General features: G+C 72.8%; 23 protein-coding genes. 8 read left to right on the top strand and 15 right to left on the bottom strand.

Going from position 1 to position 21825, the window contains the following annotated elements; genetic code table 11:
• Positions 1-205: 205 nt before the first annotated feature.
• A complete protein-coding gene (locus tag AB0F18_RS22735) occupies positions 206-874 on the top strand; it encodes a TrkA family potassium uptake protein (protein ID WP_362063447.1) in 669 nt (222 codons plus the stop codon).
• A complete protein-coding gene (locus AB0F18_RS22730; protein WP_362063445.1) occupies positions 871-1533 on the top strand; it encodes a TrkA family potassium uptake protein in 663 nt (220 codons plus the stop codon). Before AB0F18_RS22735 ends, AB0F18_RS22730 begins: the two co-directional genes overlap by 4 nt.
• A 60-nt stretch (positions 1534-1593) precedes the next feature.
• Here the strand turns inward: AB0F18_RS22730 and AB0F18_RS22725 are convergent, their stop codons facing one another.
• The 7 genes from AB0F18_RS22725 to AB0F18_RS22695 all read right to left on the bottom strand — a co-directional run bounded on the left by AB0F18_RS22725 (position 1594) and on the right by AB0F18_RS22695 (position 8119).
• Entirely contained in the window at positions 1594-2310 is a 717-nt protein-coding gene (locus tag AB0F18_RS22725; RefSeq protein ID WP_362063443.1) for a DUF3159 domain-containing protein, read from the bottom strand.
• Positions 2311-2313: 3 nt separating this feature from the next.
• Complete coding sequence (locus tag AB0F18_RS22720) at positions 2314-2733, bottom strand: OB-fold nucleic acid binding domain-containing protein (protein WP_362063441.1); 420 nt, start codon at positions 2731-2733, stop codon at positions 2314-2316.
• Positions 2734-2777: 44 nt separating this feature from the next.
• Entirely contained in the window at positions 2778-3461 is a 684-nt protein-coding gene (locus tag AB0F18_RS22715; protein ID WP_362063439.1) for a response regulator, read from the bottom strand.
• Entirely contained in the window at positions 3458-6052 is a 2595-nt protein-coding gene (locus AB0F18_RS22710; protein WP_362063437.1) for a sensor histidine kinase KdpD, read from the bottom strand. Before AB0F18_RS22710 ends, AB0F18_RS22715 begins: the two co-directional genes overlap by 4 nt.
• A 177-nt stretch (positions 6053-6229) precedes the next feature.
• Positions 6230-6997, bottom strand: coding sequence for a DUF3710 domain-containing protein (locus AB0F18_RS22705; RefSeq protein ID WP_362063435.1), 768 nt, complete (start codon positions 6995-6997; stop codon positions 6230-6232).
• A 1-nt stretch (position 6998) separates the two neighbouring features.
• On the bottom strand, positions 6999-7535 hold the full coding sequence (dut, locus tag AB0F18_RS22700; protein ID WP_362063433.1) for a dUTP diphosphatase: 537 nt from the start codon (positions 7533-7535) through the stop codon (positions 6999-7001).
• Positions 7535-8119 (bottom strand): PaaI family thioesterase, encoded by a 585-nt coding sequence (locus AB0F18_RS22695; RefSeq protein WP_362063431.1) that lies wholly within the window; start codon positions 8117-8119, stop codon positions 7535-7537. The genes dut and AB0F18_RS22695 overlap by 1 nt, the downstream gene beginning before the upstream one ends.
• A 58-nt stretch (positions 8120-8177) precedes the next feature.
• Here AB0F18_RS22695 and AB0F18_RS22690 point away from each other — a divergent pair, with 58 nt between their 5' ends.
• Positions 8178-8651: a DUF3093 domain-containing protein gene (locus AB0F18_RS22690; RefSeq protein WP_362063429.1), complete on the top strand. Its 474-nt coding sequence runs from the start codon at positions 8178-8180 to the stop codon at positions 8649-8651.
• Positions 8652-8664: 13 nt separating this feature from the next.
• Here AB0F18_RS22690 and AB0F18_RS22685 read toward each other — a convergent pair whose 3' ends face one another.
• The 4 genes from AB0F18_RS22685 to AB0F18_RS22670 all read right to left on the bottom strand — a co-directional run bounded on the left by AB0F18_RS22685 (position 8665) and on the right by AB0F18_RS22670 (position 12196).
• Complete coding sequence (locus AB0F18_RS22685) at positions 8665-9603, bottom strand: hypothetical protein (RefSeq protein WP_362063427.1); 939 nt, start codon at positions 9601-9603, stop codon at positions 8665-8667.
• Between the two features lie 9 nt (positions 9604-9612).
• A complete protein-coding gene (locus tag AB0F18_RS22680) occupies positions 9613-9909 on the bottom strand; it encodes a DUF4193 domain-containing protein (protein WP_042809536.1) in 297 nt (98 codons plus the stop codon).
• Between the two features lie 384 nt (positions 9910-10293).
• On the bottom strand, positions 10294-11538 hold the full coding sequence (locus AB0F18_RS22675; protein WP_362063424.1) for a HAMP domain-containing sensor histidine kinase: 1245 nt from the start codon (positions 11536-11538) through the stop codon (positions 10294-10296).
• Between the two features lie 4 nt (positions 11539-11542).
• Positions 11543-12196 (bottom strand): response regulator transcription factor, encoded by a 654-nt coding sequence (locus AB0F18_RS22670; protein WP_267032222.1) that lies wholly within the window; start codon positions 12194-12196, stop codon positions 11543-11545.
• Between the two features lie 270 nt (positions 12197-12466).
• Here AB0F18_RS22670 and AB0F18_RS22665 point away from each other — a divergent pair, with 270 nt between their 5' ends.
• On the top strand, positions 12467-12634 hold the full coding sequence (locus AB0F18_RS22665) for a hypothetical protein (RefSeq protein WP_362063422.1): 168 nt from the start codon (positions 12467-12469) through the stop codon (positions 12632-12634).
• 154 nt (positions 12635-12788) lie between these two features.
• Here the strand turns inward: AB0F18_RS22665 and AB0F18_RS22660 are convergent, their stop codons facing one another.
• Together AB0F18_RS22660 and AB0F18_RS22655 are read right to left on the bottom strand one after the other, a co-directional pair.
• On the bottom strand, positions 12789-13589 hold the full coding sequence (locus AB0F18_RS22660; protein ID WP_362063489.1) for an inositol monophosphatase family protein: 801 nt from the start codon (positions 13587-13589) through the stop codon (positions 12789-12791).
• A complete protein-coding gene (locus AB0F18_RS22655; RefSeq protein WP_362063420.1) occupies positions 13589-14767 on the bottom strand; it encodes a ferrochelatase in 1179 nt (392 codons plus the stop codon). Before AB0F18_RS22655 ends, AB0F18_RS22660 begins: the two co-directional genes overlap by 1 nt.
• A gap of 170 nt (positions 14768-14937) precedes the next feature.
• Between AB0F18_RS22655 and AB0F18_RS22650 the strand changes: the two genes are divergently transcribed.
• On the top strand, positions 14938-16194 hold the full coding sequence (locus tag AB0F18_RS22650; protein ID WP_362063418.1) for an MFS transporter: 1257 nt from the start codon (positions 14938-14940) through the stop codon (positions 16192-16194).
• Complete coding sequence (locus AB0F18_RS22645; protein WP_362063416.1) at positions 16142-17482, top strand: D-arabinono-1,4-lactone oxidase; 1341 nt, start codon at positions 16142-16144, stop codon at positions 17480-17482. Before AB0F18_RS22650 ends, AB0F18_RS22645 begins: the two co-directional genes overlap by 53 nt.
• A gap of 7 nt (positions 17483-17489) precedes the next feature.
• On the opposite strand, the gene AB0F18_RS22640 is transcribed toward AB0F18_RS22645, so the two are convergent.
• The gene (locus AB0F18_RS22640; protein WP_362063414.1) at positions 17490-18323 is read right to left on the bottom strand and encodes a hypothetical protein; all 834 of its coding nucleotides are present in this window, start codon (positions 18321-18323) and stop codon (positions 17490-17492) included.
• 538 nt (positions 18324-18861) lie between these two features.
• Between AB0F18_RS22640 and sepH the strand changes: the two genes are divergently transcribed.
• Positions 18862-19881: a septation protein SepH gene (gene sepH / locus AB0F18_RS22635; protein ID WP_362063412.1), complete on the top strand. Its 1020-nt coding sequence runs from the start codon at positions 18862-18864 to the stop codon at positions 19879-19881.
• Positions 19882-19937: 56 nt separating this feature from the next.
• Here sepH and AB0F18_RS22630 read toward each other — a convergent pair whose 3' ends face one another.
• Positions 19938-20771, bottom strand: a complete 834-nt coding sequence (locus AB0F18_RS22630) for a sulfurtransferase (protein WP_362063410.1) — start codon at positions 20769-20771, stop codon at positions 19938-19940.
• Positions 20772-20948: 177 nt separating this feature from the next.
• Between AB0F18_RS22630 and AB0F18_RS22625 the strand changes: the two genes are divergently transcribed.
• Positions 20949-21734, top strand: a complete 786-nt coding sequence (locus AB0F18_RS22625) for a VOC family protein (RefSeq protein ID WP_362063408.1) — start codon at positions 20949-20951, stop codon at positions 21732-21734.
• Positions 21735-21825 lie beyond the last annotated feature (91 nt).

The raw sequence follows: 21825 nt of genomic DNA, 5'->3' as shown, positions 1-21825 counted from the left end.
GGATCGTAAGCGTTCGATATCGGACTGACGAACCCCCGGTCCGGGATCCTCACCAATGAGCCGCCAATGAGGCACCGCGCGGACCCCAAATGGTCACACTGGTGACCGCCCGTGTGTAGCTTGGGCCATGGTCTGAGACCCTGTTTAGCCAGAGCATGCAATGAGGCTGGAAACCAGCGAGCCGCTGTCAGCCGGAAGGACGGCCGTGCACATCGTCATTATGGGCTGCGGAAGAGTGGGATCCGCTCTCGCGCAGACCTTGGAGCAGCAGGGTCATACGGTCGCCGTGGTCGACCAGGACCCCACCGCATTCCGCCGGCTCGGGGCTTCGTTCGGCGGCCGCCGCGTCACCGGGGTCGGCTTCGACCAGGACACCCTGCGCGAGGCCGGGATCGAGGAGGCGGGAGCCTTCGCCGCGGTCAGCAGCGGTGACAATTCCAACATCATCGCCGCCCGCGTGGCCCGCGAGATGTTCGGCGTCGAGAACGTCGCCGCCCGCATCTACGACCCCAAGCGCGCCGAGGTCTACCAGCGCCTCGGCATCCCCACGGTCGCGACCGTACGGTGGACCGCCGACCAGATGCTGCGCCGCCTGCTGCCGTCGGGCGCGGAGCCCCTGTGGCGCGATCCGAGCGGGGGCGTCCAGCTCGCGGAGGTGCACACCTCCGCCGCCTGGATCGGCCACAAGGTCAGCAGGCTCCAGGAGGAGACGGGCGTGCGCGTCGCGTTCCTCACCCGCTTGGGCGAGGCGATGCTGCCGACTTCGCAGACCGTGCTCCAGGAGGGCGACCTCGTCCACGTGATGATGCGCACGGACGAGATCGACAAGGTCGAGGCGGCCTTCGCCGAGGGCCCCGAGGAGGCACACGCATGAGGGTCGCGATCGCCGGAGCCGGGGCCGTGGGCCGCTCCATCGCGGGTGAGCTGCTGGAGAACGGCCACGAGGTGCTCCTCGTGGACAAGGCGCCGACCGCCATCTCGGTGGAGCGGGTGCCGCAGGCGGAGTGGCTGCTGGCCGACGCCTGTGAGATCACCTCGCTCGACGAGGCTGCGCTGCAGCGCTGCAACGTGGTCATCGCCGCCACCGGTGACGACAAGGTGAACCTGGTCGTCTCCCTCCTCGCCAAGACCGAGTACGGGGTCCCCCGGGTCGTGGCGCGGGTCAACAACCCGAAGAACGAGTGGCTCTTCAACGAGTCCTGGGGCGTCGACGTCGCGGTCTCCACGCCGCGCCTGATGTCGGCCCTGGTCGAGGAGGCCGTCAGCGTCGGCGACCTGGTGCGCCTGCTGCGCTTCAGCCACGGCGACGCCAACCTCGTCGAGCTGACCCTGCCGGCCGACTCCTCGGTCGCGGGGACGCAGATCAGCGAGATCTCCTGGCCGGAGGACACCTCGCTGGTGACGATCATCCGCGGCAACCGGGTGCTCACCCCGCACGGCGAGGAGACCCTGGAGCCGGGCGACGAGCTCCTCTTCGTGGCCGCCCAGGCCCGCGAGGGCCAGCTGGAGGACCTCCTCCAGGCCAAGCGCTGAGTACACGCCGAAGGGGCGGGACGACCGGATGGTCACCCCGCCCCTTCGGCGTTCCGTCGCTCAGCCCCGCTTCTCGCGGGCGGCCTCCTCGGCCTCGTACTCGGCGATCACGTCGATCGGCGGCGGTGCCTTCGCCAGGAAGACCCAGGTGAAGTACACGGCCAGCACCATCGGGGGGAGCTTCAGCGCGATCAGCACCCAGCCCAGCTGGGTCTCGTCACCCCACCAGTACAGCGGGAAGAGGATCGCGTACTTCGCCAGGAAGATCAGTCCCCAGGCCAGGCTGGCCTTGGTGTACGCCTTCTTGCGCCCGGGGTTGCGGGTGCGCCAGGACAGGTTCTCCTTGAAGACCGGCCCGAGGATCACACCCAGCAGCGGGAAGCCGACCAGGGCCGACAGCGTGAACGCCACGCCCAGACCGACCCCGTAGATCATGCCCGGCAGGTAGAAGCCCTTCGCGCTGCCCGTGAACAGGGCGAAGGCCACGCCCACGCCCACGCCGAACACGCCGCTGAAGGCGTGCTTGACGGTGTCCTTGCGCAGCAGGCGCACGATCACCAGCAGGACCGCGACCACGCCCGCCGCGATGGCGGACATCTTCACGTCCTTGTTGATCGTGTAGATCATCACGAACAGCAGGCCGGGGAGCATCGTCTCCACGGTGCCCCGGATGCCGCCGAAGGCGTCGAAGAGCGCGGCCTGCGTGACCTCCTTCTGGTCCCCGGAGGGGGTGGAGGCGGCGGACCCCTGTGGAGTCGGTCGGTCGAGTGACGTCACCGGTTACTGCTCCTGTCCGAGCGGTCGGAGTTCGTACTTCGGGTTGAAGAGGACCCGGCGGCCGTGGCTCATCGCGATCCGCCCGGAGGCGATCATGCGCCGGCCGGGCTCGATTCCCACGATCGAGCGACGCCCGAGCCACACCACGTCCAGCGCGGCCGAACCGTCGAAGAGCTCCGCTTCCAGGGCGGGGACGCCCGCCCGCGGCCGCAGGGTGACGGTGCGCAGCGTTCCGGTCACCTTGACGATCTGGCGGTCGTGGCAGTCGCAGATCCGCGTGCACCCCGCGGCTTCTGCGTCCTCCTGCAGTTCCGCCGAGTGCAGCTCCTCCTGGGAGGTGGACAGCCGCTCTATCATCCGGCGGAACCGGCCCGCCGGCCTGGCCGGTTTCGCGGGCTTCTCGGGACGCAGTTCAGCACTCATACAGGAAGCGTACCGGCGCCCCCGCCGCCTCTCGAAGCCCCCGCCTACTTCTCGAAGCGGTAGCCCATGCCGGGTTCGGTGATGAAGTGCCGCGGGTGCGAGGGGTCCGCCTCCAGCTTCCGGCGCAGCTGCGCCATGTAGACGCGCAGGTAGTTGGTCTCGGTCCCGTAGGAGGGCCCCCAGACCTCCTGGAGGAGCTGTTTCTGGCTGACGAGCTTCCCGCCGTTGCGCACGAGCACCTCCAGGAGGTGCCACTCGGTGGGGGTGAGGCGTACGTCGCGGCCCTCACGGACCGCCTTCTTGGCGGCGAGGTCCACGGTGAACCCCTGGGTCTCGACGACCACCTCGTCCCGCGGCCCGGCGGCCGGCTCGGCCCGGCGGACGGCGGCGCGCAGGCGGGCCAGCAGCTCGTCCATGCCGAAGGGCTTGGTGACGTAGTCGTCGGCGCCCGCGTCGAGGGCCTCGACCTTCTCGTCGGAGCTGTGCCGGGCGGACAGGACCAGGATCGGGACGCGGGTCCAGCCGCGCAGCCCCCTGATCACCTCCACCCCGTCCATGTCGGGCAGGCCGAGGTCGAGGACGACCACGTCGGGGTGGCGGGCGGCCGCCAGCTCCAGGGCGCCCGCCCCGTCGGAGGCCGCGTCCACCTCGTACCTGCGCGCCTTGAGGTTGATCACGAGGGCTCGGACGATCTGCGGCTCGTCGTCCACTACGAGCACCCGGGTCATCGGGGTCCTGCTTTCTGTCGTTCGGGAATGTTCACGTGGTCAACGCCGTCGGGGCGGGATCCGGTTCCGGTGGGTCCGGCGGGCCGGCCGCGGGCCGCCGCGCGCAGGGTGAGCACCATGGTCAGACCGCCGCCGGGCGTGTCCTCGGCGGCGAGGGTGCCGCCCATGGCCTCGGCGAAGCCCCGGGCCACCGCCAGCCCCAGACCCACCCCGGCCCCGCGCGGGGCGTCCCCGTGCCGCTGGAACGGGGCGAAGATGCGGTCCTTGGCCTCGTCCGGGACCCCGGGCCCGCGGTCGACGACCCGGAGCTCGACCCGGTCGCCGAGGAAGCTGGCCGCGACCAGCACCCGCCGGCCCCGGGGGCTGTACTTGACGGCGTTCTCGACGACGTTGGCCACGGTCCGCTCCAGCAGCCCGGGGTCCACCCGCACCATCGGCAGGGTCTCCGGCACGTCGAGCAGCACGCTGTCCTCCGGTACGCCGCCCAGCGCCATCGGGACCACCTCGTCGAGGTCGATCTCCCGGATCAGCGGGGTCACGGTGCCGGTCTGCAGCCGGGACATGTCGAGCAGGTTGCCCACCAGGTGGTCGAGCCGGTCGGCGCCGTCCTCGATGCCCTCCAGCAGCTCGGCCCGGTCCTCCTCGGACCACTCCACGTCGGCGGAGCGCAGGGAGCTGACGGAGGCCTTGATGGAGGCCAGGGGCGTCCGCAGGTCATGGCTGACGGCGGCCAGCAGGGCCGTGCGGATCCGGTTGCCCTCGGCCAGCCGGCGGGCCTCCTCGGCCTCCCCGACCAGCCGCTGGCGGTCCAGCACCACGGCGGCCTGGGCGGCGAAGGCGCCGAGCACCCGGCGGTCCTCCGCTGGCAGCACCCGGCCGGACAGGGCCAGCGCCATGTGGTCGCCGATCGGCATGTCCACGTCGGCGTCCTCCGGCCGTGCCACCGGGGCGGGGCCGACGCTGCCGGCCGGGGTCCAGGGCTCCCGCTCGCCGGCCCGCTCCAGCAGGGCCACCGACTCCATCGCGAAGGTCTCGCGCACCCGTTCCAGCAGCGCGTCCAGGGCCGTCTCGCCGCGCAGGACGCTCCCGGCCAGGGTGGACAGGATCTCGGACTCGGCCCGCAGCCGGGCGGCCTGGTGGGTGCGCCGGGCGGCCAGGTCCACCACCGAGGCCACCGAGGCGGCGACCCCGAAGAAGACCGAGATGGCCATGATGTTGCGGGGGTCGGAGATGGTGAACCGGTGCAGCGGCTCGACGAAGAAGTAGTTCAGCAGCAGCGAGCCGAAGGCGGCGGAGGCGAGGGCCGGCCAGAGCCCGCCCAGCAGCGCGGCCGCCACCGTCAGGGCCAGGAAGAGCAGCATGTCGTTGGCGAGGCCGGGGTCGGTGCTGATGTGCGTGAGCAGCAGGCACAGCAGGACCGGGAAGACCACGCCGACCAGCCAGCCGGCCGCGATCCGGGGCCGCCCGAGCCGGGCCGCCGAGCGGACCATGGGCAGCCCGCGCCCCTTGGCCACCTCCTCGTGCGTGACGATGTGCACGTCGAGGTCGGGTCCCGAGTCGCGGGCCACGGTGGCCCCGACCCCGGGGCCCAGGACGTACTGCCAGGTCCTGCGGCGGCTGGAGCCCAGGACGATCTGGGTGGCGTTGACCCCGCGGGCGAAGGCGAGGAGGGCCTCGGGGACGTTGTCGCCGATCACATGGTGAAACGTTCCGCCAAGGTCCTCGACCAGGGTCCGCTGGACCGCGAGCTCCTTGGGCGAAGCCGCGGTCAGTCCGTCGCTGCGGGCGATGTAGACGGCGAGGATCTCACTGCCGGAGCCCTTGGCGGCCATCCGCGCGGCCCGGCGGATCAGCGTGCGTCCCTCGGGGCCGCCGGTGAGGCCGACGACGATCCGTTCGCGGGCCTGCCAGGTGGAGCGGATGCCGTGCTCGCCCCGGTACTGCTGGAGGTACTCGTCCACCCGGTCGGCCGTCCACAGCAGGGCCAGCTCGCGCAGGGCGGTGAGGTTGCCGGGGCGGAAGTAGTTCGACAGGGCCGCGTCGACCTTGTCGGGCTGGTAGACGTTGCCGTGGGCCATGCGGCGGCGCAGGGCCTGCGGGGACATGTCGACCAGCTCGATCTGGTCCGCCCGGCGGACCACCTCGTCCGGCACGGTCTCGCGCTGGCGCACCCCGGTGATCGTCTCGACCACGTCCCCGAGGGACTCCAGGTGCTGGATGTTCACGGTGGACACCACGTCGATCCCGGCCCCGAGCAGCTCCTCGACGTCCTGCCAGCGCTTGGCGTTGCGCGAACCCGGCACATTGGTGTGCGCCAGCTCGTCCACGAGCGCCACGGCCGGCCGCCGCGCCAGGACGGCGTCCACGTCCATCTCCGTGAAGACGGCGCCGCGGTGGGTCAGCTCGCGCCGGGGGACCTGTTCCAGGCCGTGCAGCATGACCTCGGTGCGCGGGCGCCCGTGGTGCTCGACGAAGCCGACGACGCAGTCGCCGCCCCGCTCGACCCGCCGGTGCCCCTCGGAGAGCATGGCGTACGTCTTGCCCACACCGGGTGCCGCGCCCAGATAGATCCTCAGCCTGCCGCGTCCCATGGGCTCATTCTCGGGGACGTTCCCCCTGTTCACGCACCGAGCGGCGGCCGGACGGCGATCCCTGACGCATCCCTGACGCCGCCCGCCCTCTCCTGCGGCGGGGCAGGGCGGTACCGGCGGGCCGCCTCCCAGGGGGCGGCCCACCGGCCGAAACGACCGCCTACGGGGCCTGCGGGGTCAGCGGACCTCGGTGATCTCCGGGCCGCGCTCCAGCTGGCCCATGCCGCCGGAGAAGCGGGAGCTCTCCTGCTCCTCGGCCGTCTGCACACCGTCCGGCACCATCTGGGCGTCGTTCGGCAGCTTCAGGACGATGGGGTCGCGCGGGGCCATCGGGCCGTCGCCGCGGACGACGACGGTGTCCCGGAAGATCTGCTCCAGCACGCCGGCCGACTCGGGGCGCACCGCGCCCTGGCCGGAGATCACGCCGCGCAGGAACCAGCGCGGGCCGTCGACGCCGACGAAGCGCACCAGCTGGGCGCCGGTCTGGCCGTCGGGCAGCGGTACGGGGACCTGCGCGCGCAGCTCCCAGCCCAGCGGTCCGTCGACCTCGTCGATGAGGCCGCCCTGCTGGGTGATGCCCGAGGCGATCTCGTCGCGGACCTCGCCCCAGATGCCCTCCTTCTTGGGGGCGGCGAAGGCCTGCAGCTGCACGGCGCTGTCCCGCAGGACCACGGTGGCGGCGACGATCGCGTCACCGGCGACCTCGACGCGCAGCTCCATGCCCTCGACACCGGGCACGAGGATGCCGCCCAGGTCGACCCGGCCGTCGGCGGGGTTCCCGGGCACCTCGGAGACGTCCCACGGTCCGTCGGGCCGCGGGGCCGGAGGCAGGTTCAGCCGCCGGGGCCCGTCGGCTTCGGCCGCCTCGTCGGCGCGCACGCCGTCGACCTGCTCGGCCGCGCCGCCGTCGTCGGCGGAGTCATTCTTCTTGCGACGTCCGAACACGTCACTGTCCTTCCCGGTCGTTTACGACCGAAGCGTAGCCATTCCCACCCTGCTGACCAGCGCCGGATCCGGCCACGGCCGCATGACCGCCGGTGGAGCCGAACCCCCCGTCGGCCCGGGCCGAGCCGGGAAGTTCCGCCACCTCGTGGAAGCGCACCTTCTCGACCCTCTGGACAACCAGCTGGGCAATGCGGTCGAAGCGCTCGAACCGGACGCTCTCGCGCGGGTCGAGATTGACCACGATCACCTTGATCTCCCCACGGTACCCGGCATCCACCGTCCCGGGGGCATTCACGAGTGCGAGCCCGCAGCGGGCGGCCAGGCCCGAGCGCGGGTGCACGAAGGCGGCGTAGCCGTCGGGCAGGGCGATGGAGATGCCGGTGGGCAGGACGGCCCGCTCGCCGGGCTCCAGCTCGGCGGCCACGGTGGTCACCAGGTCGCAGCCGGCGTCGCCGGGGTGACCGTAGGCGGGGAGGGGCACCTCGGGGTCGACGCGGCGGATCAGCACGTCGACCGGAGCGTGGTTGTTCTGGGACATCAGGGGTTCACCTCGAAGGCGCGTGCGCGCCTGACCTGGTCCGGGTCGGCCATCGCCGCCCGGATCTCCTCGGGCCGACCGTTGTCGATGAAGTGGTCGACCTTCACCTCGATGAAGAGCGCGTCGGCGCGGACGGCGACGGGGCCGTCCGGGCCGCCTATCCGGCCCACGGCCGTGGAGTAGATCTTCCGCCCCGCGACGGCGGTGACCTCGGCCTCCAGGTGCAGCACGGTGTCCACGGGCACGGGCCGCACGAAGTCGGTCTCCAGCCGGCCGGTCACCGCGATGACGCGCAGCAGCCAGTTCAGGGAGCCCAGCGTCTCGTCGAGCGCGGTGGCCAGCACCCCGCCGTGGGCGAGGCCGGGCGCGCCCTGGTGGGCGGGCCGGACGGTGAACTCGGCGGTGACGCGTACTCCCTCGCCCGCGCGGGCCTCCAGATGGAGCCCGTGCGACTGTCCCCCGCCGCATCCGAAACAGTGTTCGTAGTGCGCACCGAGGAGCTCTCCGGGTGCCGGGGCATCGGGATGCCGGACCGGAGCGACGGCATCGGCCGGGGGCGTCAACGCTGTGTTTCGTCCACTCACAGCCGCAGACCTTACCCGCGCGGCTACCCGCCGGTCGCCTCGTGGCAGGCTTGCTGGCATGCAGCTCTCCCCCGCGCACCACGACGAACGCCTGTCCGCCCCCCGCTCCTGGTGGGGCATCGCCGTACTGACCGGTCTGGCCGGTGCGCTCATCACGCTCCCGCTGGGGACCCTGCCGATGCTGGCGGGGTTCGTCGGCGGCGGCGCGCTGGCGGGGATGCTGGTGAGCTCGTTCGGCTCCGCGCGGGTGCGCGTGGTGGGCGGGGCGCTGGCGGCGGGCGAGGCCCGGATCCCGGTGTCGGCGCTGGGCGAGCCGGAGGTGCTGGAGGGCGAGGAGGCCCGGGCCTGGCGCACGTACAAGGCCGACATGCGGGCCTTCATGCTGATGCGCAGCTACATCCCGACGGCGGTCCGGATCGAGATCACGGACCCGGAGGACCCGACCCCGTACGTGTACGTCTCCACGCGCGAGCCGCAGGCCCTGGCGGCGGCGGTCCGCGCGGCGCAGGGGGCTTCCGCCTCGCAGGGCTGACCGCCGGGGGCGGTCAGCGGCCGTAGCCGTCCGGCTCCGGCGGCTCCAGTGCGGCCCTGGCCGCCCCGGGGAGGGGCTGGGCGGGGTGCTGGGGGGCCGGGGCGGCGGGGAGCGCCGTCCAGGGCACGGCCCGGCGGCGCAGGTCCGTACGCACCTTCTCGGCGAGTTTCCTGGTGTCCCGGCGGTTCATGACCGCGCCGACGGCGGCGCCCACCATGAACGGCATCAGGTTCGGCAGGTTGCGGAACATCCGCTTCATGATCTGCTGGCGCAGTTCGCGCTTCACCTGGCCGCCGAGGGCGGCGTTGAGCGTGGTCGGCTTGGTCAGGTCGATGCCGCGCTCCTCGGTCCATGCCGTGAGGTAGGCGAGGCTGCGGTCCTTCAGGGTGCCGGGCGGCCGCTGCCCGTAGACCTCGTGCAGTTCGGCGATGAGCTTCAGCTCGATGGCGGCGACGCCGGCGATCTCCGCGGCCAGCTCGGCCGGCATGGCGGGCGGGACCGGCAGCATGGCCGCCGCGCCGATGCCCGCGCCCACGGTCGAGGTGGCGTTCGCCGCCCCGGCGATCAGCTTGTCGGCCAGCTGATCGGGGCCGAGGCCCGGGAACTGGGCGCGCAGGGCCGCGAGGTCCCTTACCGGAACGCGCGGGGCGTTCTCGATGATGAGGTCGGCGATGTACAGGGCGGCGTTTCTCGCGCCTTCGCCGCCCTTGCGCACACCGTTCATGACGGCTTGCATCCGACGTGTCCCGGGCCTGCCCCGGGACTCCTCGTCCGCCACTGTGGCCGGCGGCACCGCCGCGGCGGTGTCGGACGGCACGACAGTCGTCCCGGTGGCGGGGTCGCCGGCGGCCCCGGGGCCCGTTTCCGGGCCCGTGGCTTCCGCCTGCGCTCCTGCCTCCGGATCGCCGGTCTTCCGAAAGCGCAGCTTCCGGAACGGCGTCGAGCCGGTCACGGCCGAGACCTAGTCGCAGTCGCGGCAGATCGGCTGGCCGTCCTTCTCACGAGCCAGCTGGCTGCGGTGGTGCACCAGGAAGCAGCTCATGCAGGTGAACTCGTCGGCCTGCTTGGGCAGCACCCGGACGGCCAGCTCCTCGTTGGAGAGGTCCGCACCCGGGAGCTCCAGGCTCTCGGCGCCGTCGAAGTCCTCGATGTCGACGCTCGAGGTGACCTTGTCACTGCGTCGCGCCTTCAGCTCTTCGATGCTGTCGTTGTCGACATCGTCGTCGGTCTTGCGTGGGGTGTCGTAGTCCGTTGCCATTTTTTCGCTCTCCCCCTCTGGGATTTAGCGGTGTCTCAGCGCACGTAACGCGCGAGAGGCCGGACTTGTGCCCGACCTGAGGCGGAGATTTTGCCTCACATCAAGGTCTGTTACTCAATCGACACCCAGCCCCACGCCCGCAGGGGCCCGCAGCTGGGATGACGACCGGGACCGTACACGGTCCGGGGGCCGTCTTGCACGAACGCCACCCCGTGTATTTCCCGCCATTCGAGGGGCCGGAAACCCGGACTTCCCGGGCTTTCCGGCCTTCGCGGGGTCACGGAACGCGCACGCCCGGACACTCGGCAATGTGATCGATCACACAGGCGAGGCCCGCCACACCCCGAGATCATTCCGCTGACAGCGAACAATCCGGGGGGTGGATCAAAGGGGCAACGTGACACGCATCACCAGGCCGCCGCCCTCGCGGGGGGTCGCCAGGATGCGGCCGCCGTGTGCGCGCGCCACAGAGCGCGCGATGGACAGGCCGAGCCCCACACCCTTGTCGCTGCCCGTTCGCTCCGTACGCAGCCGTCTGAAGGGCTCGAAGAGGTTGTCCACCTCGTACGCGGGAACCACGGGACCCGTGTTCGAGACGAGGAGCACCGCCTGGCCGTGCTGGACCTCGGTGGTGACCTCCACCCAGCCGTCCTCCGGCACGTTGTACCGGACGGCGTTCTGCACCAGGTTGAGGGCGATCCGCTCCAGCAGCACGCCGTTGCCCTGGACCACGGCCAGCGCGCGCTCGCCGCGGATCTCCACGCCCTTGGCCAGCGCCTCCCCGCGCGCCTGGTCGATGGCGCGCGAGGCGACCTCCGCCAGGTCGACGGGTTTGCGCTCCACGATCTGGTTCTCGCTGCGGGCGAGCAGCAGCAGGCCCTCCACCAGCTGCTCGCTGCGCTCGTTGGTGGCCAGCAGCGTCTTGCCCAGCTGCTGCAGCTCCACCGGGGCACCGGGATCCGACAGGTGGACCTCCAGCAGCGTCCGGTTGATGGCCAGCGGGGTCCTCAGCTCGTGCGAGGCGTTGGCCACGAAGCGCTGCTGGGCGGTGAAGGCCCGTTCCAGGCGGTCGAGCATCTCGTCGAAGGTGTCCGCGAGCTCCTTGAGCTCGTCGTCCGGCCCGTCCAGCTCGATCCGCCGGGTCAGGTCGGAGCCGACCACCCGGCGGGCGGTCCGGGTGATCTTGCCCAGCGGGGAGAGCACCCGGCCGGCCATCGCGTAGCCGAAGGCGAAGGCGATCACGCTCAGGCCCATGAGGGCCATCAGCGAACGGCTGAGCAGGTCGTCCAGCGCGTGCTTGCGCTGGTCGAGGATGCACTGGCCGATCGCCGCGTTGAACTGGTCGATCGACTGGTCGATGCCGACACCGGGGCAGGTGGAGCTGGAGACCTCGACCTTCTGGCCGCCCACGATCTTGAACGGGAGCGCGTTGCCCTCCCGCAGGGCCTGGGCGGCCAGCAGGTAGATGATCGACAGCAGCAGGATCCCGGCGATCAGGAACATGCCGCCGTAGAGCAGCGTGAGCCGTATCCGGATGGTCGGTCTCAGCCAAGGGAAAGGACCCTCGGGCTGGCCGGGGTCCCAGGTCGGTTTCGGTGGCGCCGGCGGTGGCGCCGGGGTCGCGGCCACCGGGTCAGATCCGGTAGCCGGAGCCGGGCACGGTCACGATGACGGGCGGCTCTCCCAGCTTGCGGCGCAGCGTCATGACGGTCACCCGGACCACGTTGGTGAACGGGTCGGTGTTCTCGTCCCAGGCCTTCTCCAGCAGCTGCTCGGCGGAGACCACGGTCCCCTCACTGCGCATGAGCACCTCCAGCACCGCGAACTCCTTGGGCGCCAGCTGCACCTCCCGCCCCTCGCGGAACACCTCACGACGGTTCGGGTCCAGCTTGATCCCGGCACGCTCCAGCACCGGCGGCAGCGCCACCGTCGTCCGCCGCCCCAGGGCGCGCACGCGGGCGGTCAGCTCGCTGAAGGCGAAGGGCTTGGGCAGGTAGTCGTCGGCCCCCAGCTCCAGGCCCTCCACGCGGTCGCTGACGTCGCCCGAGGCGGTGAGCATGAGCACGCGGGTGGGCATGCCGAGTTCGATGATCTTCCGGCAGACGTCGTCGCCGTGCACCAGCGGAAGGTCCCGGTCGAGCACGACCACGTCGTAGTCGTTCACCCCGACGCGCTCCAGGGCCGCGGCGCCGTCGTACACGACGTCCACGGCCATGGCCTCCCGGCGCAGGCCCGTGGCCACCGCATCGGCGAGCAGCTGCTCGTCCTCGACGACGAGTACGCGCACGTCGTTTCCTTCCTTCGAGCCCCGAGGGCACTCCTGAGGGCACACCTGTATTGCGCCTCCATCCTGCCGGTTTCGGCCGTAAACCGGCTGTAAGGCGCCCCTGAGCCCCTTCTCGGGGGCCCGGAGGGGGTGGAAGTGAGGATTCCCTCGCCTTACGAGGTTTCTGGGCCCAGGGTGCCGGGGAGGACGTCTGCACACCCCATCCACTCCCTGACGGCGGACTGCCCCGCGCTCGTCCGCCGCGACCCACGAAGAGGGGGCGCACCCACCATGGACGCATTCACCGCGGGTCTCCTGCAGCGCATCAGCGCCACGCAGTCGGACCTGAGCAAGGCCCGTGAGACGGGCGACGACTACCTCGCGGACGTGGAACAGGCCGCGTTGGAGGACCTCCAGCGGCTCGCCGCGGAGCACGGCGTGGCGGTCACGGCGGCCTGACCGGGGCCCCCGCCCCGGTCTGCTTCCGGCTGCCCTCGGCCAGAGCGACAGCGTCCGCCCCGGAGCCCGTACGGTCCGGGACGGCATCCCGAACGACGGAAGGACCCCCTGCCGCACCCGCGGCAGGGGGTCCTTCCGCGTCCGCTCCCGGGACTCAGTCGTGCCAGGCCCCGGCTTCCTCCAGCAGCGGCTGGAGCGAGGCGAAGACCGCCGGGGTGGCCGCCACGGTCAGTTCCCCGGAGGCCGGCTCGGAGGGGCGTCCTCCGGTCAGCGCGCCCGCCTCGCGGGCGATCAGCTCGCCCGCCGCGAAGTCCCAGGGGTTCAGCCCGCGCTCGTAGTACCCGTCCAGCCGCCCGGCCGCGACGTCGCACAGGTCGAGCGCCGCCGAACCGCCGCGCCGGATGTCCCGCACGAGCGGGATGATCCGCCGGGCCACCTCGGCCTGGCTCTCCCGCCGGGTCCGGAGGTACCCGAACCCGGTGGCGACCAGCGCCTGGTCCAGCGGGGCCGCGGCCCGGCAGGCGAGCCGGGCGGTGCCCGACCAGGCCCCGCCGCCGAGCACGGCGTGGTACGTCTCCCCGCGCATCGGCGCCGCCACGACGCCGACCACCGTCTCGCCGCCGTACTCGGCGGCGATGGACACCCCCCAGCCCGGGAGGCCGTAGAGGTAGTTGACGGTGCCGTCCAGCGGGTCGACGATCCAGCGGATCCCGCTGGTGCCGGGGACGTCCGCGCCCTCCTCGCCGAGCAGCCCGTCCTCGGGCCGGCGCTCCGCGAGGATGCCGGTGATCAGCTTCTCGGCGGCGACGTCCATCTCGGTCACGACGTCGATCGGGCTGGTCTTGGTCGCGGCCACGGCCAGGTCGGCCGGACGGCCGTCGCGCAGCAGCTCCCCGGCGCGGCGGGCCGCCTCCAGGCCCACGTCCAGCAGCTCGGCCTTCAGCTCTTCGGTGATCACGTTTCCCCCTGGGCGTACGGGCTGTCCGCGCCGGCGGCCGCCGGACGGGGCGCGCGCGACGGGCAGCAGCCCACCGCGCACAGGTCGTGGCTCTGGCCCAGGGTGCCCACCCAGCACTCCGCGGGCCGCTCGCCGCGCTCGCGGGCGGCGCGCTCCAGCACCAGCTCGCGCACGGCCGCCGCGAAGCGCGGGTCGGCGCCGACGGTCGCGGAGCGCTCGGCGGGCAGGCCCAGCTCGGTGGCCTTGGCCGCGGCCTCCGTGTCGAGGTCGTAGAGGACCTCCATGTGGTCGGAGACGAAGCCGATGGGCACCATCACCACCGCCGGCGCGCCCCCGTCGTGCAGGGCCTCCAGGTGGTCGCAGATGTCCGGCTCCAGCCACGGGATGTGCGGGGCGCCGCTGCGGGACTGGTAGACGAGCTTCCACGGGTGCGCGGTGCCGGTCTCGGCCGCGACGGCGTCCGCGATCACGCGGGCCACGTCGAGGTGCTGCTTGACGTAGGCGCCGCCCTCGCCGTCCCGGGTGTGCTCCTCGACCGGGCCGGAGGCGTCGGCGGCCGCGGTCGGGATGGAGTGGGTGGTGAAGGCCAGGTGGGCGCCGTCGCGTACCGCGTCGGGCAGGGCCGCGAGCGAGGCCAGCACCCCGTCGATCATGGGCCGCACGAAGCCGGGGTGGTTGAAGTAGTGCCGCAGCTTGTCGACGCGGGGCAGCTCCAGGCCCTCCTCGGCCAGGGTCGCCAGGGCGTCGGCGAGGTTCTCGCGGTACTGGCGGCAGCCCGAGTACGAGGCGTACGCGCTGGTGGCGAGGACGGCGATGCGGCGGCGGCCGTCACGGACCATCTCGCGCAGCACGTCGGTCAGGTACGGGGCCCAGTTTCGGTTGCCCCAGTAGACCGGCAGGTCCAGCCCGGCGTCGGCGAGGTCCTTGCGCAGTGCGGCCAGCAGCTCGCGGTTCTGCCCGTTGATCGGGCTGGCCCCGCCGAAGCCGAAGTAGTGCTGCCCGACCTCCTTGAGCCGCTCGCGCGGAATCCCTCGCCCGCGGGTGACGTTCTCCAGGAACGGCACGACGTCGTCGGGTCCCTCGGGGCCGCCGAAGGACAGCAGCAGGAGGGCGTCATAGGGGGCCGCTGGGCCTTCGGCCGCGGGCGCGTCGGGGGCACGGAGCTGGTCTGACATGCCTCGAATCCTGCCACCCGGGGTGCTCGCGGGAGAACCGGCCGGTCCGCATGGCGGGACGCCCGCCAGGTAAGGTGACCCTAAGTTCCCCTGTCCCGTTTTTCCCCGTGCGGGTGCCTTGTCGGCGGTCATAACCTGTATGGGCCGATGACGTCCCTTACGGAGAGACCTTGCCCAGTCCCTACCGCGCGATATTCGCTGCCCCCGGAACCAAGGCCTTCAGCGCCGCCGGCCTCATAGGCCGGCTGCCGATCTCCATGGTCGGCGTCGGCATCCTGACGATGATCTCGGAGATCACCGGCCGCTACGCGATGGCCAGCGCCCTCACCGGCACCCTCGCCCTGGCGGCCGCGTTCGTCGGCCCCCAGGTCTCGCGGCTGGTCGACCAGTACGGGCAGCGGCGGGTGCTGCGGCCCGCCACCCTGGTCTCCGTCGCCTCCGTCACGGGTCTGGTGCTGGCCGCCGCCAACGGGCTGCCCGACTGGACCCTGTTCGTCTTCGCGGCCGTCGCGGGCTGCGTGCCGAGCGTCGGCTCGATGGTCCGCGCGCGCTGGACCGAGCTCTACCGCGAGGCGCCGCGCGAGCTGCACACGGCGTACTCCTTCGAGTCCGTGATCGACGAGGTCTGCTTCATCTTCGGCCCGATCCTGGCCATCGGCCTGTCCACCACCTGGTTCCCGGAGGCCGGGCCGGTGATCGCCGCCGGCTGCCTGCTCGTCGGGGTCTGGCTGCTCACCGCGCAGCGCGCCACCGAGCCGCCGCCGCACCCGCGCAGCCTGGACGGCGACCGCTCCTCCGCCCTGCGCTCCCCCGGCCTCCAGGTGCTGACGGCCACCTTCGTGGCGACCGGCGCGATCTTCGGGTCGATCGACGTGTCCACCCTGGCCTTCGCCGAGGAGCAGGGCCACAAGTCCGCGGCCAGCTTCATCCTGGCCATCTGGGCCGCCGGGTCCTGTCTGGCGGGCATCGTCTTCGGCCTGCTCCACCTCAAGGGCCGGACGGAACGCAGGTGGGTACTGGGCATCTGTGCGATGGCCGTGAGTATGATCCCCCTCCTACTGGCCGGGAACCTTCCGTTTCTGGCCGTGGCGCTCTTCGTCTCGGGCCTCGCCATCGCTCCCACGATGATCACCACGATGGCCCTGATCGAAGCGCACGTACCACGCGCGAAGCTCACCGAGGGCATGACGTGGATCAGCACCGGCCTGGCGGTCGGTGTCGCGGTCGGTTCCTCCGTGACCGGTCTGGTCATCGACGCGGCCGGGGCCCAGCGCGGGTACGTCGTCTCGATCGCGGCGGGAGTCGCCGCGGCGGCGGTGGCGTTCGCGGGTTACCGCCGGCTGACGAGGCCGGCGCAAGGGGAGGAGCCCTCGCGTGACGGCGACATCGGGGATAGCAGCGCAGAACGGGCGGACCGCGTGGCGTAACTGGGCGGGCAACGTCCGCGCCACGCCCGCGCGCGTGGTGACGCCGGCCTCGGTCGGCGAGCTCCAGGAGGAGGTCCGCCGGGCCGCCGGGGAGGGCCTGCGGGTGAAGGCGGTCGGCACGGGCCACTCCTTCACCGCGGCCGCCGCCACCGACGGGGTCCTCGTACGGCCGCAGGCGCTCGCCGGGATCCTGTCGCTGGACCGGACCGCGGGCACGGTCACCGTGGCGGCCGGCACGGCCCTGAAGGACCTCAACCGCGCCCTGGCCGCGCAGGGCCTGTCGCTCACCAACATGGGCGACATCATGGAGCAGACGGTCTCCGGCGCCACCAGCACCGGCACGCACGGCACCGGCCGCGATTCGGCCTCCATCGCCGCGCAGATCCGCGCCCTGGAGCTGGTCACCGCCGACGGACGGCTGCTGACCTGCTCCGCGAAGGGGACCGACAAGGAGCGCGAGGTCTTCGCGGCCGCCCGGCTGGGCATCGGGGCACTGGGCATCGTCACCTCGATCACCTTCGCGGTGGAGCCGCTGTTCTTCCTGACCGCCCGTGAGGAGCCCATGCGCTTCGACCGGGTGACCGAGGAGTTCGACCAGCACGTCGCGGAGAACGAGCACTTCGAGTTCTACTGGTTCCCGCACACCGGCAACTGCAACACCAAGCGCAACAACCGCAGCCAGGGACCCGCCGCCCCGCCCGGGCCGATCAGCGGCTGGATCGAGGACGAGCTGCTGTCCAACGGCGTCTTCCAGGCCGTCAACTCCCTGGGCCGCGCGGTGCCGGCGGCCATACCGTCCATCGCCCGGATCGCCAGCCGCGCCCTGTCGGCGCGGACCTACACGGACATCCCGTACAAGGTGTTCACCAGCCCGCGCCGGGTGCGGTTCGTGGAGATGGAGTACGCCCTCCCGCGCGAGCGGGCGGTCGAGGCGCTGCGGGAGCTCAAGGCCATGGTCGACCGCTCCGACCTGCGGATCAGCTTCCCGGTGGAGGTGCGGACGGCCCCGGCCGACGACATCACCCTGTCCACGGCCTCGGGGCGGGACACCGCGTACATCGCCGTCCACATGTACCGGGGCACCCCGTACCAGGCCTACTTCACGGCGGCCGAGCGCATCTTCACCGCCCACGGCGGGCGCCCCCACTGGGGCAAGGTGCACACCCGGGACGCGGAGTACCTGGCCGGGGTGTACCCGCGCTTCGGGGAGTTCACGGCGCTGCGCGACCGGCTGGACCCGGACCGGGTGTTCGGCAACGACTACCTGAGGCGGGTCCTGGGCGACTGACGCCCGCTCAGTCCCGGGCGGTGGAGCCGTCGCTGCCGCTTCCGCCGCCGCCCGTGCCGCCGGCGGAGCCGCCCGGGCTCGGCGTGGGGCCGGGGTCCGGGGTGTGCTTCGAGGACGAGGGGGTGGGTTCCGGCTCGGGCCTGCCGGAGCCGGAGGGGCTGGGGCCGGGGTCCGGGTCGGGGCTGCTGCCGGCGCCGTGTGAGCGGAAGGGCGTCGGGGAGCCGCCGGAGCCGGGGTGCCGGCCGTCCGTGGCGCCCTTGCCGTCCTTCTCGCCCGGCCGGCCCCGTTCGCCGGTCTCCCCGCCGGTCCCCCGCTGGGAGGGCCTGTGGTCGGGGGCCGTGCGGAAGCCGCCCGACAGGAGGGTGCCGCCGCCGCTGCTGACGGAGGTTCCCGCGAAGGCCTCGTAGGTCCCGAGGCCGCCGACGGCCAGGGCGAAGGCCGCCCCGGAGGCCACCGCCGTGCGCTTCCAGCCGCGCACGCGGGTGCCGTGGACGGTGGCCTCGCCGAACTCGCCCGGCGGCGGGGCCGCGGGCCCCTCCTCCCCGCCGGTCACGGGGACCTGACGGCCCCTGGGGCGGGCGCCCTCGCGCAGCCGGTCGCCGGTGCGCCGGAAGGCGTGCTGGATGACCGGCCCGCCGGCGGTGGCCACCACGCTGACCACGCCGGCACCGAGGATGGTCCCGTAGACGCCGAGCTGGGAGGCGAGCAGGGCGGCCGCGACGGTGGCGAGGGAACTGCCCGCGACCTGGGTCACGCTCAGGTCGAGCTTCTTGCGCTCCGGGCCCCGGCCACCGTCCTCGCCGCCGCCCGGTTCGCCGTCCCGTACCGTCTTCTGACCCATCGCCATCCCCTGCGTGTCCTGCCCCTCGCGCTTCTCCTCTTCCAGCAGTTACTGACACCTGAGCGAAATGAGAAGTTCCGTTTCTGCTGATTCTGTGAAGCAGGACACCCCGAAACGGCGGCGTGCGCAGGTGGACCAGCTTCGGGACCCGATTCCGGGCAGGCCAACTCCCGCCGCCCGGGACAAGTTCGGCGGCGCGGCGGTCCACCCAGGTGGCCCGAATGGAGTACTGTGGCGAGCCCTGGGGCCGTGCTTCCTTTCGGATGTCCGGACCCGGGAGAGGGGGCCGGCTGACGGAGAAGCGGCACTCAAGACCGGTGATGCCGCGGTATCGCACGGGCTCCTGCTGCGCACAGTAACCACTTGGTCACTGTGCGTGCCCAACAGGTAACCGTGCCATAACGTCGATCAAGGGCGCATGCCCGACACGCCGGTTTAACTCGGCAAGGTTGTGGCAGGCTGCACCCGGGCAGGCCACACTCGACTAGCGGAAGCAGCGACGCACGTGACGTCGGCAGGCACCACCCGGGAGGTCCCCATGCCCGAACTGCGTGTCGTGGCCGTCTCCAATGACGGAACACGACTGGTGCTCAAGGCTGCGGACAGCACGGAGTACACGCTTCCGATCGACGAGCGGCTGCGGGCTGCCGTGCGCAATGACCGCGCGCGCCTGAACCAGATCGAGATCGAGGTGGAGAGCCACCTCCGCCCCCGTGACATCCAGGCCCGCATACGGGCCGGTGCCTCCGCTGAGGAGGTCGCGCAGCTCGCCGGCATCCCGGTCGACCGGGTCCGCCGCTTCGAGGGTCCCGTCCTGGCCGAACGCGCCTTCATGGCCGAGCGGGCCCGCAAGACCCCCGTACGCCGCCCCGGGGAGAACACCGGGCCGCAGCTCGGCGAGGCCGTGCAGGAGCGGCTCACCCTGCGCGGGGCCGACAAGGACTCCGTCCAGTGGGACTCCTGGCGCCGCGACGACGGCACCTGGGAGGTGCTGCTCGTCTACCGGGTCGTGGGCGAGCCGCACTCGGCGAGCTGGACGTACGACCCGCCGCGCCGGCTGGTCGTGGCCGTGGACGACGAGGCCCGCTCCCTGATCGGCGAGTCGGACGACCTGCCGTCGACCCCGGAGCCGAGTTTCCCCTTCGTGCCGAGGATCGCCCGGCTGCCGCGCGACCGGCCGCTGGACCGCGCCCTCGACCGGCAGATCGAGCGGCCCGCTCCCCCGCCCGCGCCGGAGCCGGAGGAGGAACGGGACACGCTGACCAGCCTGTTGGAGGCGGTGCCCAGCTTCCGGGGCGACCTGGTGGTCCCGGAACGCACCGACGTCCCGGCCGAGGAGGCCGAGACGGAGGAGCCGCCCGCCGCGGCGGCCTCGGCGGGCGCCGGCGCGGCGTACGCCGACGTGCTGATGCCGCGTACGGTCGCGGGACACCGCGAGCGGCTGACGGGGACGACGGACCGGCAGGCCGAGGCCGACGGGGTCCGGCCCGGGCGCCGCGCGGCGGTGCCCAGCTGGGACGAGATCGTCTTCGGTACCCGGCGCAAGAAGCAGGAGTAGCCCGCGGCAGCCCGCGCGGTGGCGCCCCCGCCGGGGCGCCACCGTTCGTGGACCTGTCAGGGGTTGGGGCCGGTGGCCACCGGGCGCTGCGGGTCCGAGGACCAGTGCGACCAGCTGCCCGCGTAGAGGGCGGCCGGAATGCCCGCCACCTCCAGCGCGAGGACCTCGTGCGCCCCGGAGACCCCCGAACCGCAGTACACGCCCACCTCGGTGCCCGGCGCGGCGCCCAGCTCGGCGAACCGGGCCTTCAGGGTCTCCGCCGGGAGGAACAGCCCGCCGGGGCCCACGTTCTCGGTGGTCGGGGCCGACACCGCGCCCGGGATGTGGCCGCCGACCGGGTCGATGGGCTCGATCTCGCCGCGGTAGCGCTCCCCCGCCCGGGCGTCCAGCAGCAGTCCGGTACGGGCCAGCGCGGCCGCGTCGTCGGCTTCCAGCAGGCCCAGCGCACCGGGGTTTGGCTTGAAATCGCCCTCGGCCGGAGTCGGCGCGTCGGCGGTCACCGGGCCGCCCGCCGCCGTCCACGCGGCCAGTCCCCCGTCCAGGACCCGCACGTTCGGGTGACCCGTCCAGCGCAGCAGCCACCAGGCACGGGCGGCCGCCCAGCCCTGGCCGCCGTCGTACACGACCACCGGCTCGTCCGCGCGGACCCCGGCGCGGCGCATCACGGCGCCGAAGGCCTCCGGGTCCGGGAGCGGGTGGCGGCCGCCCGACCCGGGCGGACCTGCCAGTTCGTGGTCGAGGTCGACGTACACGGCGCCGGGCAGGTGCCCGGCCTCGTAGGCGGGGCGCTGGTCGGGGCCGCCCAGCTGCCAGCGGACGTCCAGGAGCACCGGCGGGCGGGGGGCGGCCAGCTCGTCCATCAGTGCGGAGGCCGAGAGAATCGCAGTCATGGGCCCATCTTCCTCCCCGCCCTCATACCCGTGTAACAAGCCGGACACCGACGGGCCGCAGTGATTCGGTCATCTCTGTCCGCCCCCGCACCGTCCGGCCCGGTCGGGGCGCGCCGGGCCCCGCGGAGTGGAAGCATCAGCGGCGTCATTCGGGACACGACGGAGGAGACTGCTGACATGACCGAGGCAGCGGGGGCTTCGCGGCTACCGTCCGGCACACCGTGCTGGGTGAGCCTGATGGTGCACGGCCTCGGGAGGACCGAGGACTTCTACGCCGACCTGTTCGGCTGGGAGTACGAGCCGGGACCCACGCTGCTCGGCCCGTGCGTGCGGGCCATCCTCGACGGGGAGGAGGTGGCCGGCATCGGCGAGATGCCGCCGGACCGGCATCTTCCGGTCGCCTGGACCACGTACTTCGCCACGGACGACGCCGACTGCGCGGCCGAGGCGATCCGGTCCTGCGGCGGAACGGTGGCGGTGGGCCCGATGGACGCCGGGGCCGAGGGGCGGGTGGCGATCTGCTCCGACCCGCTGGGGGCGATCTTCGGCATCTGGCAGGACTCGGGGCACGGCGGGCGGTACGGAATGCCGGGCACCCCCGTCTGGAACGAGCTGGTCACCCAGGACACCTCGACGGTCGGCAAGTTCTACCAGCACGTCTTCGGCCACGAGGCCGAGCGGCACCCGGCCGCCTCGGCCGACTTCGACTACCTGACCCTGCGGCTGGGCGGCCGGCCGGTGGCCGCGGTGCACGGCGTCGGGCGGTCGCTGCCGCACGAAAGGGGGCCGCACTGGATGACGTACTTCGAGGTCCGCGACACCGACACGGCGGCCGCCCGGGTGGCGGAGCTGGGCGGCCGGGTCCTCAGCCCGCCCCGGGACCGGATCCGGGGCCGGCTGGCCCTGGTCGCGGACCCCGAGGGGGCGGTCTTCGCCCTGGTGCGGTCGGCCGGGCAGGACTAGGTGTATTGCCCAGTGAGGTTGGGGACGCGGCTGGCGGGTGGTTTGCCTGCGAGCGCGGTGTGTCCTCGGTGGTGATTGTAGGTGTGGAGCC

It is taken from the genome of Streptomyces sp. NPDC029216 (assembly GCF_040648015.1).
In the GTDB taxonomy this organism is placed as follows: domain Bacteria; phylum Actinomycetota; class Actinomycetes; order Streptomycetales; family Streptomycetaceae; genus Streptomyces.
The sequence above is the reverse complement of the archived record's forward strand: the minus strand, read 5'-3'. Positions and strand labels throughout refer to the sequence as shown.

Excerpts from the sequence above, each read along its gene's own strand:
- AB0F18_RS22630 (WP_362063410.1), bottom strand. The coding sequence starts at position 20,771 with ATGACTGCGATTCTCTCGGCCTCCGCACTGATGGACGAGCTGGCCGCC.
- AB0F18_RS22720 (WP_362063441.1), bottom strand. The coding sequence starts at position 2,733 with ATGAGTGCTGAACTGCGTCCCGAGAAGCCCGCGAAACCGGCCAGGCCG.
- AB0F18_RS22710 (WP_362063437.1), bottom strand. The coding sequence starts at position 6,052 with ATGGGACGCGGCAGGCTGAGGATCTATCTGGGCGCGGCACCCGGTGTG.
- AB0F18_RS22715 (WP_362063439.1), bottom strand. The coding sequence starts at position 3,461 with ATGACCCGGGTGCTCGTAGTGGACGACGAGCCGCAGATCGTCCGAGCC.
- AB0F18_RS22625 (WP_362063408.1), top strand. The coding sequence starts at position 20,949 with ATGACCGAGGCAGCGGGGGCTTCGCGGCTACCGTCCGGCACACCGTGC.
- AB0F18_RS22690 (WP_362063429.1), top strand. The coding sequence starts at position 8,178 with ATGCAGCTCTCCCCCGCGCACCACGACGAACGCCTGTCCGCCCCCCGC.
- sepH (WP_362063412.1), top strand. The coding sequence starts at position 18,862 with ATGCCCGAACTGCGTGTCGTGGCCGTCTCCAATGACGGAACACGACTG.
- AB0F18_RS22655 (WP_362063420.1), bottom strand. The coding sequence starts at position 14,767 with ATGTCAGACCAGCTCCGTGCCCCCGACGCGCCCGCGGCCGAAGGCCCA.
- AB0F18_RS22680 (WP_042809536.1), bottom strand. The coding sequence starts at position 9,909 with ATGGCAACGGACTACGACACCCCACGCAAGACCGACGACGATGTCGAC.
- AB0F18_RS22730 (WP_362063445.1), top strand. The coding sequence starts at position 871 with ATGAGGGTCGCGATCGCCGGAGCCGGGGCCGTGGGCCGCTCCATCGCG.
- dut (WP_362063433.1), bottom strand. The coding sequence starts at position 7,535 with ATGTCCCAGAACAACCACGCTCCGGTCGACGTGCTGATCCGCCGCGTC.
- AB0F18_RS22640 (WP_362063414.1), bottom strand. The coding sequence starts at position 18,323 with ATGGGTCAGAAGACGGTACGGGACGGCGAACCGGGCGGCGGCGAGGAC.
- AB0F18_RS22665 (WP_362063422.1), top strand. The coding sequence starts at position 12,467 with ATGGACGCATTCACCGCGGGTCTCCTGCAGCGCATCAGCGCCACGCAG.